Origin of the sequence: Proteus myxofaciens ATCC 19692 (genome assembly GCF_001654855.1) — a bacterium.
Taxonomy (GTDB): Bacteria; Pseudomonadota; Gammaproteobacteria; order Enterobacterales; family Enterobacteriaceae; genus Proteus; species Proteus myxofaciens.
The window spans coordinates 20,723-35,156 of sequence record NZ_LXEN01000094.1; the positions used below are offsets into that span (position 1 = coordinate 20,723).

Below are 14,434 nucleotides of genomic sequence, written 5' to 3' on the forward strand. Positions count from 1 at the left end.
TATGTATTCGATAGTCGCTTCAGATCTTGATGGCACGCTGTTATCACCCAACCACCTATTAACTCCTTATACCAAAGAAACGTTGCATCTACTGATTGATAAAGGCGTTCACTTTGTTTTTGCAACAGGACGCCATCATATCGATGTTGCTCAAATACGTGATGGATTAGGGATTAATGCTTACATGATAACCTCAAATGGGGCTAGAGTGCATAATACACAAGGTGATCTTATTTTTAGTCACGATCTTCCTTCTGATATTGCAGATTCTCTGATCTTTATGGCGTTAGATAACCCAAACATCGAAACGAATATCTATTGCAGTGATCAATGGTACATTAATAAAGAATCGCCAGAATTAAAACAGTTCTTCCAAGATTCTGTTTTTAATTACAAATTATTTGATGAAACAAATTATCCAAAGTCTGAGGTCTGTAAGGTCTTTTTTACGTCAGAAGATCATGAATTATTACTGATATTGGAAAAAGAAATCAACGAACGTTGGGGTGATAAAGTTAATGCGAGCTTTTCGCTACGTAACTGCTTAGAGATTATGGCTGGTGGCGTATCAAAAGGTGAGGCGTTAGAAAAAGTCGCCTCACTTATGCAACATACACCGAAGGATGCTATTGCTTTTGGTGATGGAATGAATGATAAAGAGATGCTAAAAATAGCGGGTAAAGGTTGCATTATGGAAAATGCACATCAGATGCTAAAAGATTTATTACCGCACATGGAAGTGATTGGTTCTAACGTCGATGATGCTGTACCTCATTATTTGCGCAAGTTATATCACGTCTGATTCTATTTTTTACTTGCAGTTTTACCGTGACAGATAAAATAAAGACGGTGACATCAATTCTATGTCACCGTCTTTTTTATGCTGAGTTATAATCCGCCTACTTCTCTTGGTGGATTACGCCCTGATGCGTTTTGTGTTGCACTGCGGATAGTATTGCCCATCATATCCACTCTCGCTTGGAATGGCGGGAATGGTAAAGTAATACCTTGTTCTGCAAAGGCCAGCAGAATATTTTGATGTATTTCATGTCTTGCTGGCATTCTATGTCCCATTTCTGCGGCATAAACACGTAATTCAAAGATTTGTATACCTTGCTGTAGGTCGACTAAATATACCTCTGGCGCTGGATTATCTAAGATCATGGTTGAGCGCTTAGCAGCCTCTAATAGAACATGAGTGACTTGTTCACTATTACATTCCACAGGTGCTGGTATTGTCATCACAATACGCGTAATTGAATCTGACAATGACCAGTTAATAAATTGCTCAGTAATAAACGCTTTATTAGGAACAATAATCTCTTTTCTATCCCAGTCAGTCAGTGTTGTTGCGCGTGTATTAATTTTAGAAATATTTCCCGTGAGATTGCGAATGGTCACGGTATCACCAATACGAATTGGTTTTTCGAATAAGATCATTAAGCCTGAGATAATATTGGCAAAAATTTCTTGTAAACCAAAACCAAGCCCAACCCCCATCGCAGCAACAAGCCATTGTAATTTCGACCACTCAATCCCTAAAAGAGAAAAGCCCACAATACTACCAATCAAGGTAATACTATATTTAGTCATTGTGGTAATGGCATAACCTGTACCAGGCGTCAGATCAAGGTGTTGCAAAATTGCTAGTTCAAGCAATGCAGGTAAGTTCCTGACTAATTGTGCTGTAATAATAATCACCAATATAGCGACTAAAATCGAGCCCATTGTGATAGGTTGAATGGTATTTACGCCATTGACTGAGGCAGTGACATCCCAAAGTCGAATATTATCGACAAAAGAGAAGGCAGTATTAAGTTCAGACCAGAGTAAGATCATGGACACCAAGGCAATCATGGTCAAAATAGAACGTACTAAGCCAATTGACTGTGCACTGATTGCATCAAGGTCTATTTCTTGTGCTTCTATCTCTAAACCTGCTGTGCTTTCGCCACTGCTTCCTACTATCATATTTTCATCTTCACCTTTGGCGCGCTGAGCAAGAATCTCAGCACGTTTTTGTTTCGCTCTTTCAAAGGCTAGTTTTCTACGCTGAATAAGCATCCAACGTTGAATTATGTGATAAATAATCAACAGAGCAAACCAAATAGCCACAGACATTTCTAAGCGACCAAGTAACACTATCGACGTAGAAAGATAGCCTAAAACAGCAGCTAAACCGGCAATAACAGGGGCTACCAGTAAGAACCACCATAAAATGGTATTAATAAGATTATCGCCTGAGCCATGTTTATCTAGATATAAAGGAACATGCGCTTTTTTCAGACTGGAAGTGATAAAACTCAGTGCGATACACAGCAATAAAAAGCAGAAACGACCAATTGTTGGTGCAAACTCTCTATCATTATAATATTCAAATGTTATCAGCGACATCATCAACGGCACGATAACAAAAATGGAGAGCTGGTAAAAACGCATCGCTTTTTTAACGCGGCTTTCTTTCCATTTAAATTGTGAAATAAACAGACCATTATGACGTGCAAAAGTCGCACTTATCATAAAGAGCCATAACACAGGAGCGGCTGCAGTAACACCATAGCCAATAGCACCCGCCATTGGATAGCGCCATTCAACGCTTTGTAATCCATAACCGACGGCAGACCACAATAAAGGTAAAGGTAATGCGATTAAAATTGACCAAAAAACAGTACGTATAGTTAATGAAAAATGATCTTGAGTCACTTTACCAATACGGTTGCTCACCCTTTCAAGGAAGGCATTGTAGTGTTTTCGTGTTCTGATACTAAAACCGACAATTGATAACGTCACAAAGAGATAAATAAATGTGTCTTGGTTTTTTATCATGCTTACGCCAGCATGACCAAGCTGTGAGAAGGTATCAAGTGAGAGTAAGCGAGTAATATCTTGAACTAATAAAACAGGGTAATTAAATTTTATAGGACTAATATCTGCAACCCAGAACATATAACGGTTAGTCGCATCTTTTGTCTCTCTTAATGCATCTGCTAATTGGGTTGTGGCGACCTTTAATTTGGTTAATTCGAGAATTTGTGAGTCGTAGCCTGATAATAATGAGTTAAGTAATTCATGGCGCGCTTGAATAAGGGAGTCAAAAATATATTTTTGAGCTTGAGGTAATTTTTCGCCATCTTCTTTTTGTGGTGGCTGTTCTTTTGTTAGATTTTCTAACATATCCTCATAACGTAAGCGTTCCACACGAGATTGAATGATATCTCTATCTAGTTCTTGTGAACGTGGCATTTCAGGTAAGCGTGCCAACTGCGTTCTAAGCGCTTCACCTAAAGCTGTTGAACCGCTTAACCACTGTGCTTGCTCACGGATAGTGGTAAGCGTTTGGCGAACTTGTTGCGTCTGTTGTGTTGTAATACGTTGCTTTTCAGAAAGCTCGCTCATTTCTTGAGTTTGCTTATTGAGGATTTGTGATAGTTCGCGGTTAGTTTGGATTTGTTTGATTAAAAACTCAGGTAGTTCGCCACCTTGTTCCGCTAACATTTCTGTTTTTTCTAATGCAAGATCAGCAACTTCTTGGCGTTTTATATTTAATAAACTACGTAATTGCTGTAGTTGCACATCAAGACGTTGATAGCGTTTTTTAAATAACTCAAGACGTAGTCTGGCAATTTCTTGGCGATTATTAGCGGAAAGCTGTGCCAGCTCAAGCTCATTAACCATAGCTTTACGCGCAGTGACTTCTGATTGCGTTAATTTATTTTGAGCTTCGACGAGTGGCGTTGCAGAGGCGCCTATTGATGCGAGCCTTGTTGTTGCATCACTGAGTAGTCGTCGCGCTTCAGAGAGCTGTTGAGGAAGTAAATTAAGTGACTCACTTATCTCACGGCTTTTATCTTGCTCTTGTTGCTGGAGCCTTGCCTGCTCCATAAGTTGGCTACTGATTTGAATAATTTTTTGTTCAAGATCAGGAATAGAAATCTTTTCAGGAATAGACGGAATTGAATGGCTTTCTTCAAGTAATTTGTTTCTTAGCTCTTTAGTTATCTGCGGATATTCATCAATCGTTTTTTGATAATTTTCTGCGTTAACTTGTGCTTTTTCACCGTCATTTATCCAGTTGATAGTACCTTGTAGCGCCTGCATAGTCTCGATATCTTGAGGATTATTACTTCCTTCAAGTTGTTTAATTTCTTGACGTAATTTATCTGTTTCAGCAGAAATTGCTGATGTTGTGAGTGAAAACGTCAAAAATAGTGAGATAAAAAGCGTGATTATCAGGCGCACAAAGATTACTCCGAATTACGTGTTATCACTAATGGCATCATTATTACCATTATTATTGTTAGAAACATTAATAATAGAGCCTAATTGTTCTCCCATTAAGGTCACGGAGCCACTTATAAGATCTTTATTGAATTGAACACTATTTTCAGGGAAAAGGTTGATAACGGTTGAGCCTAATTTAAAGAGCCCCATCTCTTCACCTTTTTTAAGAAAAATCGCACCTGATTTATCTGCTTGAGGATAGCTCCAGCGCTTAATAATGCCTTCACGAGGTGGCGTTACCATACCAGACCACACTGTTTCTATACTTCCTACAATTGTGGCACCAACAAGAATTTGCACCATTGGACCAAATGCTGTCTCAAATACACAAATAATACGCTCATTACGTGCAAATAAATTAGGAACATTCGCGGCCGTGAGTGGATTTACAGAAAAGAGTGAACCCGGGACATAAATCATTTCTTTTAGTAAGCCATCACATGGCATATGGACACGGTGATAATCACGAGGAGATAGGTACGTTGTGATAAATTGCCCATTACGAAAGAGGTCAGCGAGCATAAAATTACCCGCCAATAATGCTTCAAGCGTGTAGTGATGGCCTTTCGCTTGTAAGATAAGATCGTCTTGAATAAGCCCTAATTGACTAACTGCACCATCGGCAGGTAAGGCCAGTATTTCATCACCTTCAACTATTGGACGAGCATTTTCTTTTAGCGCACGAATAAAAAAATCGTTGAATGTGGAATAAGAGTGGAATTGACTCTCTTTTGCTTCATTCATATCGACTTTATAGGTTTTTGCGAATGTCTTTATCGCAAATTGAGTAATAGCACCTGCTTTTTTATTTGCAAACCAGCCTGCTAGCTGTGTTAGCCATAGCTTAGGCAATAGATAATGCAGTTTAATTTTTAGCTTGTCCAAAATGGCAACCTCTGGTCTTGAACGATAAAATAAACAAAAGGGGCACATTGTACCCAGCCTTCGTAGGCTTGTCAGTGGTTCTGTTATTTAGAGTCTAAATTAATATTTTTACGCACTTTCACCTGACTCATACTTTCTAAAATACGGTGATAATTCTCAAAACGTGTCTCTGCAATTTCACCATTTTCAACAGCTTCGCGAATAAGACAACCAGGATCGTCAAAGTGTTTGCAGTCACGGAATTTGCAGCCACCAAGATAAGGTCTAAATTCAATAAATCCTTTTGTCACTTGATCGGGTGTTAAGTGCCATAAGCCGAATTCACGTACACCTGGTGAATCAATTACATCTCCCCCTTGTGGGAAATGATAAAGACGTGCTGCCGTTGTCGTGTGCTGACCTAATCCTGAGTTATCAGAAACTTGATTAACTAAAATACTTTCTTCTGTGGGCGGTAATAAGGCATTTAATAAACTGGATTTACCCACACCAGATTGACCTGCAAAGATAGAGATTCGACCTGAAAGCTCTTGTGTGAGTTCAGTTAAACCTTCTGTAGTATGACTAGAGACTTCAAGTACTCGATAGCCGATATCTTTATAAGGTTGCATCCATTCTCTCACCATCTCTCTACTTTCATCGTCTAACATATCAATTTTGTTAAGAACAATCAGAGGTTCAACTTGCAAGGTTTCACAAGCCACTAAGTAGCGATCAATCATATTGAGAGAAAGTTCGGGTAAAATAGCTGAAACAATAATGATTTGATTGATATTGGCTGCAATGGGCTTAACACCGTCATAATAATCAGGGCGAGTAAGAACAGAACTACGCTCATGAACTGCTTCAACAATACCATTTATTTTGACATTTTCTTGCGTTTGTAATGCTGGACGCCACACGACTTTATCACCAGTGACTAAAGATGAAATTGTGCGTCTAATATTACAACGAGTAATGCTACCATCATTGGCTTCGACATCTGCATGTTGTCCAAATCGGCTGATAATCAGTCCTTCAGAGGCTTCACCTAATTGTGAATCATCTAATTCAACCTGATTTTTTTTCTCTTTGCTCTGCAATCGCTTTTTATGATTTTCTTGTACTCTGCGTTGCTGGCCTTTAGATAATTTACGTTTTGTCACCGATCCTCACTTGTGTCATTCGGTTAGATGTTCTTCTGTCGTGCTTATGGAGTAAACGCGCTATGATAAACGCTAAAATATCATGTCTCACTCTAAGAAACAGCTAGGATATATTATGTCAAACAGCGAGAACAATCTTATCTGGATAGATCTGGAAATGACGGGCCTAGATCCAGAACGTGATCGTATTATCGAAATTGCCACTATTGTGACAGACTCTCAACTCAATATTTTAGCCGAAGGCCCAGTAATTGCAGTCCATCAATCGGATGAACAACTTGGTTTAATGGATGATTGGAATACGCGTACACATACTGGAAGTGGTTTAGTAGAGCGCGTTCGTAAAAGCCAATATGATGATAATGCGGCACAAAAAGCAACGATTAAGTTTCTTGAACAATGGGTGCCTAAAGGTGTTTCTCCAATTTGTGGTAACAGTGTTGGGCAAGATAGACGCTTTCTTTTCCGTTATATGCCTGAGTTAGAAAGCTATTTTCACTATCGCTATCTTGATGTGAGTACACTAAAAGAATTAGCCCGTCGTTGGAAACCTGAAATTCTAGACGGTTTTACGAAAAAAAATACACATCAAGCGTTAGATGATATTCGCGAATCCATTGCAGAACTCGTTTATTATCGCGAAACTTTTATTAAAGAGTAGAATATCGCTTAATTATGATGGATATTGCATCATTATGATGATTTTATCGACATGCAATCAAAAAAATATATTTTTTTGGCGATAAGGGCTTGCGGTTAATCATTTTTCTCGTATAATGCGCTTCCCGTACCGATGAAGAATTTCGTTAGTACGGGTGTTAGAAAGATGCGGGAATAGCTCAGTTGGTAGAGCACAACCTTGCCAAGGTTGGGGTCGCGAGTTCGAGTCTCGTTTCCCGCTCCAATCTTTCTAAGATAGTTATCAGTATTATGCGACGCGGGAATAGCTCAGTTGGTAGAGCACAACCTTGCCAAGGTTGGGGTCGCGAGTTCGAGTCTCGTTTCCCGCTCCAAATCTTTCTCTGATAGTTATCACACTTACCAAATGCGGGAATAGCTCAGTTGGTAGAGCACAACCTTGCCAAGGTTGGGGTCGCGAGTTCGAGTCTCGTTTCCCGCTCCAAATCTTCTTCTCTAAATACTTCCTCAATTAATTCAATTACCTAAAACAGTAATTTCAATCTAAAAAAGAAAAAATATCCGTTTAGATATATTGCGTCTAAAAAATGATCAAAATTTCTTTATTTTTTCTCTCGCTTTTTAAAATATCGACTACACTGTCTTAGGATGTAAATTAAGCTATTTTACTTAATATCTATAGTTATAGTGTGGATATTATTATTCAAAAGTGAGAATGCGGTAACTGCACGTAAGATCAAGCTATTTTTTTGTGATCTATCTTTGATCTTTACTTGCAATTCTATATTTACAGCACTAGAATGTGCGCCTTTCCTCATTTAGAGGGAAATATAAGGCGAAATCATTTTTATAGGTTTAGGTCTTTATTCTGTTAAATACAATTTCAATAGTATTTTTAGAGAAAGGAAGGTTTTTGAAGTCTTTTCTTTGAAAAAAATGATATTTTTTTTGATTATTCGTATTTTCTTCCCAAATTGATTTATCCACAATCAGATACTGATAACCACCGCATCTGAGCATTATTTATTTTTTTACTGCACAGAGTTATCCACAGAAACACATCAAAAAATGATTTGGGGTTAGTACGCTGTATATAAATTTATTGAAATTATATCTTGTTGATAAATAAGATTTTTAAAAAATATTTAAAAATGTGCCTTAGTTCGCTTGAATTTTTTCTTCGTATTGATAGACAACGTTTTTTTATTTTATTCACAGATGAAATTATTTAGTGTTAACTTTTATTGTATTGTGTTAAAAATTAAGCGTCGCGAGGTAAACCTTTAGTTATCGCCCTTACTAAGCGTTTTTGTTGTGAAGTCTGTATTTTTACTTCTTTCTCATTTCTTTTTGCTAATTGCTGAGCTATTGCCCATTGCAAGTGCTCATCTAAAACATCACTTAAACCAAAGCGTTCTTGCAGGGCAAGTACGATTTTATCTTGGTAAGGTGCATTTCCTAATGCCACACTAATATTTCTTAGCCAACGTAAGTATCCAATTCGTCGAATTGGCGAGCCTTCTGTTGTTCGCAAAAATTTTTCTTCACTCCATTGAAAGAGTGTATAAAGCTCGGGAGTATGAAGTTCACGACGAGGTGAGAAATCATCTTCTTCAGTGAGTGGTGAGAATCTATTCCAAGGACAAATTAATTGGCAGTCATCACAGCCATAAATACGATTACCCATTAAAGGACGAAATTGTTCTGGTATAGCGCCTGAATGTTCAATCGTGAGATAAGAGATACAACGGCGGGCATCTATCGTATAAGGCTCTACAATGGCGGCAGTAGGACACGTTGTCATACATGCAACACATTTACCGCATTGCTCTTCTACTGGGGCATCTATTGGCAGAGGTAAATTTATCAGCAATTCACCTAAGAAAAACCAAGAGCCAGATTTATCATTAATAACAAGTGAGTGTTTACCAACCCAGCCAAGCCCAGCTTTAACGGCAAGTGGCCTTTCCATAATCGGCGCTGAATCAACAAAAGGTCGAAAGTTAACGACACCTTGATATTCATACTGTTGGCAATATTGTGTAATCTTTTCACCTAATTTTTTAAGGCGTTGTTTTAAAACTTTGTGGTAATCTCTACCTAGCGCATAACGACTAATATAACCTTGTTCTGGATTATTTAATGTGCGAGCAAATGCTGCCTCCGTCGGTAAATAATTCATTCTGACACTAATTACACGTAATGTACCGGGTACTAATTCATGAGGTCTTGCTCGCATCATGCCATATTTTGCCATCCACGCCATTTCGCCATGATATTGTTTATCTAGCCACTCTTGTAAACGAGGTTCTTCAATGGATAAGTCCGTATCACAAATTCCAGTTTGCTGAAAACCCAGCTCAGTGCCCCATAATTTAATATTTTCAGCAAGGGCGTTAAGATCAAGTGATGGCATGATAAACAGAACCAAAAGGTAAGAGGTGAGTCCGAAGAGCGAGCAGTGTATCATAGTGAACCACCGGGAAAAATCCTCGTGATAAATAGATTTATGATATGGTTATTTAATCACTGATTTGGATAACTATTTGTCCTAAAGAAATACAAAAAGCTTAGCGTGCTATTTGTTAAACTATTAATTCTCTAAGCCATGATTATCTGATAATAGAAAATATGAATATGAATGAATGGGTTATTGCACTAGAAGATGAAACAGCGACAGTCAACCTTGGGCGTACTGTGGCTTTGGCTTGTGAAAATCATGGATTAATTTTGTACTTATATGGTTCGTTAGGTGCAGGTAAAACAACGTTTAGTCGAGGTTTTTTACAAGCTTTAGGTCATCAAGGTCATGTAAAAAGCCCAACTTATACACTTGTTGAACCTTATATGTTGTCACCTAACCCTGTTTATCATTTTGATCTTTATCGCTTAGCATCAGCAGAAGAACTGGAATTTATGGGAATACGTGACTATTTTGAACAGGATGCATTATGCCTAATTGAGTGGCCTTCACAAGGCGAAGGGGTATTACCAAGTGCTGATTTAGAACTCCATTTAAGTTATGAAAATGAAGGTCGAAAAGCACGATTTGTTGCCCTCTCACAACGAGGAAATGCTGTTTTATCTCGTATTCAGTCTTCATAAAGGAATAATAATTATGTCGAGTCTCATCACGTTTGTGAGTCAAAGTCAGCGTTATTTTGTTGTCTTGGCGTTGTTTATTGCTTCATTTTTCTTTGTACAATCAGTACATGCAGCAACTGCGACAGAAGTGAATGTTGAAAATAATATTTCACAAACAACCCTGACATTTTTATTTCGTGATGGGAAACCAAGCTATAAATTTTTCTCACTAAAAAATCCTGATAGATTGGTTATTGACCTGAAACAAAATGCGAAAATAACAGGCTTACCAGCGTCTTTAAGTACGAATCGCTTAGTGCATAAGATTCGTATAAGTCAATCGCAAAGTACCCAATATCAGCGGATTGTTCTTGAGTTAGATGGACCCGTTGCGGTAACAGAAAGCTTATTAAATAGTAGTGGAGAGTATAAGTTAGTGCTTACTCTCAAAGGAATGAAGGCAAGACAAAATACCAATGGTCAACCAACGGTAACAAACGTACCGTTATCAACCTATATTGCTCATTCAAATACTATCCCTAGCACTACACCTTCTGCGCGTCTTACCGAAAAAGACGTTGTTGTGAGTACTCCAACTGTAGCGCCGGTGCCAACTAAAACCAAAACAAATAATAATAGTCGCCAAGTTGTCGTTGCTATCGATGCAGGGCATGGTGGGCAAGATCCTGGTGCAATAGGGCAAAAAGGCTATCGTGAGAAAGACGTTACACTAAATGTTGCGCGAAAATTAGAAACAAGATTACGCAATGACCCGATGTTTAAGCCAGTTTTAACACGAAATGGAGATTATTTTATCTCTGTTGCTGGTCGTTCTGAGGTCGCTCGTAAACAAGGTGCGGATATGCTTGTCTCTATTCATGCGGATTCAGCGCCTAATCGTACCGCGAAAGGCGCCTCTGTATGGGTGCTCTCTACTCGCCGTGCAAATAGTGAATTAGGTAAATGGCTTGAACAAAGTGAAAAGCAATCTGAATTGCTAGGTGGTGCAGGAGATGCTTTAGCCGACGGCGCTGATCCTTATTTAAGCCAGACTGTTTTAGATTTGCAATTCGGTAATTCACAACGTGTAGGCTATGATGTTGCTGTTTCTGTGATTAGTGAATTGAAAAAAGTCGGCTCATTACATAAAAGAACGCCAGAACACGCTAGTTTAGGCGTATTACGCTCACCTGATATTCCCTCCATTTTGGTCGAAACAGGATTTATTAGTAATGCATCAGAAGAGCAGCTATTAATATCGGATGCTTATCAGGAAAAATTAGCAGCGGCTATTCACGCTGGTTTACTTTCTTATTTTCAGGCTCATCCATTACAAAAAGCACCAACAAATTAATCAATGGGATGACAGACGATGGCGATAAATTTATTACCTCCTCAGCTTGCTAACCAAATAGCGGCTGGAGAAGTGGTTGAAAGACCCGCTTCAGTCGTAAAAGAGTTGTTAGAAAACAGCTTAGATGCTGGTGCAACTACCATCGATATCGATATTGATAAAGGTGGCGCTAAGCTTATTCGTATCCGTGATAATGGCTGTGGTATTAATAAAGACGATTTGAAGTTAGCACTTGCTCGCCATGCAACAAGTAAAATCGCTAGCCTTGATGATTTAGAGGCGATAATGAGTATGGGGTTTCGTGGTGAAGCTCTTGCGAGTATTAGCTCTGTTTCTCGCCTAATGTTAACATCACGAACACAAGCTCAAGAAGAGGCTTGGCAAGCCTATGCCGAAGGGCGAGAGATGTCTGTGACAGTAAAACCCGCGGCACATCCTATAGGTAGCACCGTTGAAGTACTTGATCTCTTTTATAATACACCAGCACGGCGTAAATTTTTACGTACTGAAAAAACAGAGTTTGGTCATATTGATGAAGTCGTTCGTCGTATCGCATTATCTCGCTTTGATGTAACAATAAATCTTACGCATAACGGTAAACGTGTTCGTCAATACCGAGCTGCAAAAGAAGATCAACACTATTCTCGTCGTTTAATGGCGATTTGTGGAAATAATTTTGTTAATCAATCTATGCAACTTTTATGGGAACATGGAGAGTTAGCAATAAAAGGCTGGATTGAACATCCACTTTCTTCAGTACAAACCAGTGATATTCAATACTGCTATGTTAACGGACGTATGATGCGAGATAGATTAATTAATCATGCGATACGCCAAGCTTATGAAGGATATTTACAAGGTGAGCAACAACCTTCTTATGTGCTCTATTTGACGGTTGACCCTCATCAGGTTGATGTGAATGTGCATCCGGCTAAACATGAAGTGCGTTTTCATGAATCACGGTTAGTTCATGATTTTATCTATCAAGGGGTGTTAAGTGTATTACGACAAGCCACACAAGATGCTTTGCCTCTTTCTGATGATGAAGATAACCCTCAATCAGTGAGTTTTCCTGAGAATCGTCAAGTTGCTGGCGAAAATCTTTATTCTAAGCCTTATCAAAAACCAATCACATCAAATGAATATGAGACAAAAATAGAGAAATCCCATTCATTAGAGCGCGTGAATCGTGGTGATAAATCGACATCAACAAAGCATGGTGCTTATTCAGGGCAAAAACCTCAATTTGGTGAAAGTTATCAACGCACTCAAGGCTTGCTTTATCAAAAAATGGTTCAAGAAATGGCAGAGACATCAGAAAATAAAGAAAAAATACCTTTATTTCCTGAACGCGAGCCATTGAATTTAGATAAAGTCGGTCATACAACTCATTATTACGACAGACAGCAAAATAAAGACGAAAAACCAGTTTCTGTTATGGCTCGTTCTGTTAATGTCGCACAAGAACATAGCGATTATACTTTTGGTCGAGTATTAGCAATTTATCAGCAAAAATATGCATTACTTGAAACATCACAAGGACTAGGCTTGTTAGCATTGGAAGAAGCTGATTTTCTGTTAAGATGTGCACAATTATTACCTGTAAATGAAACGTTAAAACCTCAACCTTTGTTAGTGCCATTAAAACTGACATTGAGCAAAGAAGAAATAAATATATGTAACCAGTTTCAGGCATTAATGAGTGATTTTGGGATTGTGATTGAAATATCCCATGGTAAAGCGCTAGTTCATGCGGTGTCATTACCTTTACGTCAGCAAAATTTACCTGTGTTGTTGACAGCGCTATTGGCTTATTTATCGACTCAAACATCGTGTACTAAGCAAAATATGGGGCAATGGCTAGCAAAACAATTACGAACTGAGTCAACGCGATGGTCGCAGGCTCAAGCGGTTGCATTATTGGCAGATATTGAGCGAGTGTGTCCTCAGTATGTCAGACAACCCTCAAAAAACTTATTACAATTAATCGAATTACAACCTGTGGTAGCGGCATTACATAATGAGCGAAGTTAATACTCAAATAAAACCAAAAGCGATTTTCCTCATGGGGCCGACAGCCTCAGGTAAGACAGCATTAGCGATTGCACTAAGACAAAAATTACCTGTCGATATTATTAGTGTTGATTCAGCACTCATTTATCGTGGCATGGATATTGGTACGGCGAAGCCTGATAATGAAGAACAATCTCTTGCTCCACATCGATTAATAGATATTCTTGATCCTGCAATCCCATATTCGGCTGCTGATTTTCGTCGAGATGCATTAAATGCAATGGAAGAAATTACAGCTGCTGGACGAATTCCACTATTAGTGGGTGGGACTATGCTATATTTTAAGGCGTTACTTGAAGGTTTATCGCCTTTACCTAGTGCAAATTCTGAAATTCGAGCTGAAATAGAGAAAAAAGCAGCAGAACAAGGATGGGATGTCGTTCATAAAGAGTTAGCATTAGTCGATCCTGTCGCTGCGCAACGGATCCATCCTAATGATCCACAAAGACTTTCTCGTGCACTAGAGGTTTATCTGATATCAGGTAAGACAATGACAGAACTAACGCAAATATCAGGTGAGTCATTGCCTTATGATGTATACCAGTTTGCGATTGCTCCGAAAGATAGAAATGTGCTACATCAGCGAATTGAAGCCCGTTTCAAACAAATGTTAACGTGTGGATTTGAAGATGAAGTAAAAACATTATATGAACGTGGCGATTTGCATGAAGATTTGCCTTCAATACGTTGTGTCGGTTATCGCCAGATGTGGTCATATTTATCCGGTGAGATCGATTATGATGAAATGGTTTTTCGAGGGATCTGTGCTACCCGGCAATTAGCAAAAAGACAAATCACTTGGTTAAGGGGTTGGGATGATATTCACTGGCTTGATAGTGAAGAACCTAAACAATCTCTTGACACTGTTTTGCAGGTTATTAGTGCATAGATGGTAGGTTTGTGTAAAATTGATAGTTGCCAAAGCGCAATTTTTGAGTAGTTCATTTTTCGAACCCAATTGGGTTCTAGTATA

At 38.6% G+C, this 14,434-nt stretch carries 10 protein-coding genes and 3 tRNA genes; 9 read left to right on the forward strand and 4 right to left on the reverse strand.

What is annotated here, in order from left to right; translation table 11 throughout:
* Position 1: 1 nt before the first annotated feature.
* Positions 2-802 (forward strand): sugar/pyridoxal phosphate phosphatase YigL, encoded by an 801-nt coding sequence (gene yigL, locus M983_RS09535; RefSeq protein ID WP_066749825.1) that lies wholly within the window; start codon positions 2-4, stop codon positions 800-802.
* Positions 803-888: 86 nt separating this feature from the next.
* On the opposite strand, the gene mscM is transcribed toward yigL, so the two are convergent.
* The 3 genes from mscM to rsgA all read right to left on the reverse strand — a co-directional run bounded on the left by mscM (position 889) and on the right by rsgA (position 6,311).
* Complete coding sequence (gene mscM, locus M983_RS09540; protein ID WP_066749826.1) at positions 889-4,239, reverse strand: miniconductance mechanosensitive channel MscM; 3,351 nt, start codon at positions 4,237-4,239, stop codon at positions 889-891.
* A gap of 15 nt (positions 4,240-4,254) precedes the next feature.
* The gene (asd, locus tag M983_RS09545; RefSeq protein ID WP_083954583.1) at positions 4,255-5,166 is read right to left on the reverse strand and encodes an archaetidylserine decarboxylase; all 912 of its coding nucleotides are present in this window, start codon (positions 5,164-5,166) and stop codon (positions 4,255-4,257) included.
* Positions 5,167-5,249: 83 nt separating this feature from the next.
* On the reverse strand, positions 5,250-6,311 hold the full coding sequence (rsgA, locus tag M983_RS09550) for a small ribosomal subunit biogenesis GTPase RsgA (RefSeq protein ID WP_066749828.1): 1,062 nt from the start codon (positions 6,309-6,311) through the stop codon (positions 5,250-5,252).
* A gap of 115 nt (positions 6,312-6,426) precedes the next feature.
* Here rsgA and orn point away from each other — a divergent pair, with 115 nt between their 5' ends.
* From orn to M983_RS09570, 4 genes are all read left to right on the forward strand, one after another.
* Complete coding sequence (gene orn / locus M983_RS09555) at positions 6,427-6,972, forward strand: oligoribonuclease (RefSeq protein ID WP_066749829.1); 546 nt, start codon at positions 6,427-6,429, stop codon at positions 6,970-6,972.
* Positions 6,973-7,139: 167 nt separating this feature from the next.
* Positions 7,140-7,215: transfer RNA gene (locus M983_RS09560), tRNA-Gly, on the forward strand.
* A gap of 33 nt (positions 7,216-7,248) precedes the next feature.
* A tRNA-Gly gene (locus tag M983_RS09565) sits at positions 7,249-7,324 on the forward strand.
* A gap of 34 nt (positions 7,325-7,358) precedes the next feature.
* Positions 7,359-7,434, forward strand: a tRNA-Gly gene (locus tag M983_RS09570).
* 777 nt (positions 7,435-8,211) lie between these two features.
* On the opposite strand, the gene queG is transcribed toward M983_RS09570, so the two are convergent.
* Positions 8,212-9,366 (reverse strand): tRNA epoxyqueuosine(34) reductase QueG, encoded by a 1,155-nt coding sequence (gene queG, locus M983_RS09575; protein ID WP_066749830.1) that lies wholly within the window; start codon positions 9,364-9,366, stop codon positions 8,212-8,214.
* Between the two features lie 221 nt (positions 9,367-9,587).
* Between queG and tsaE the strand changes: the two genes are divergently transcribed.
* Genes tsaE through miaA form a run of 4 tightly spaced genes read left to right on the forward strand, consistent with a single transcriptional unit; the run spans position 9,588 to position 14,350 of the window.
* Entirely contained in the window at positions 9,588-10,055 is a 468-nt protein-coding gene (gene tsaE / locus M983_RS09580) for a tRNA (adenosine(37)-N6)-threonylcarbamoyltransferase complex ATPase subunit type 1 TsaE (RefSeq protein ID WP_066749831.1), read from the forward strand.
* 13 nt (positions 10,056-10,068) lie between these two features.
* Positions 10,069-11,388 carry an N-acetylmuramoyl-L-alanine amidase gene (locus tag M983_RS09585; protein ID WP_066749832.1) on the forward strand — a complete coding sequence of 440 codons (1,320 nt, stop codon included), beginning with the start codon at positions 10,069-10,071 and terminating at the stop codon, positions 11,386-11,388.
* 18 nt (positions 11,389-11,406) lie between these two features.
* Positions 11,407-13,422, forward strand: a complete 2,016-nt coding sequence (gene mutL / locus M983_RS09590) for a DNA mismatch repair endonuclease MutL (RefSeq protein WP_066749833.1) — start codon at positions 11,407-11,409, stop codon at positions 13,420-13,422.
* On the forward strand, positions 13,409-14,350 hold the full coding sequence (gene miaA / locus M983_RS09595; RefSeq protein ID WP_066749834.1) for a tRNA (adenosine(37)-N6)-dimethylallyltransferase MiaA: 942 nt from the start codon (positions 13,409-13,411) through the stop codon (positions 14,348-14,350). The genes mutL and miaA overlap by 14 nt, the downstream gene beginning before the upstream one ends.
* Positions 14,351-14,434 lie beyond the last annotated feature (84 nt).

What these genes read in the sequence shown, in the direction of transcription:
- tsaE (WP_066749831.1), top strand. Translation starts at nt 9,588, where the DNA reads ATGAATGAATGGGTTATTGCACTAGAAGATGAAACAGCGACAGTCAAC.
- queG (WP_066749830.1), bottom strand. Translation starts at nt 9,366, where the DNA reads ATGCCATCACTTGATCTTAACGCCCTTGCTGAAAATATTAAATTATGG.
- M983_RS09585 (WP_066749832.1), top strand. Translation starts at nt 10,069, where the DNA reads ATGTCGAGTCTCATCACGTTTGTGAGTCAAAGTCAGCGTTATTTTGTT.
- miaA (WP_066749834.1), top strand. Translation starts at nt 13,409, where the DNA reads ATGAGCGAAGTTAATACTCAAATAAAACCAAAAGCGATTTTCCTCATG.
- mutL (WP_066749833.1), top strand. Translation starts at nt 11,407, where the DNA reads ATGGCGATAAATTTATTACCTCCTCAGCTTGCTAACCAAATAGCGGCT.
- orn (WP_066749829.1), top strand. Translation starts at nt 6,427, where the DNA reads ATGTCAAACAGCGAGAACAATCTTATCTGGATAGATCTGGAAATGACG.
- yigL (WP_066749825.1), top strand. Translation starts at nt 2, where the DNA reads ATGTATTCGATAGTCGCTTCAGATCTTGATGGCACGCTGTTATCACCC.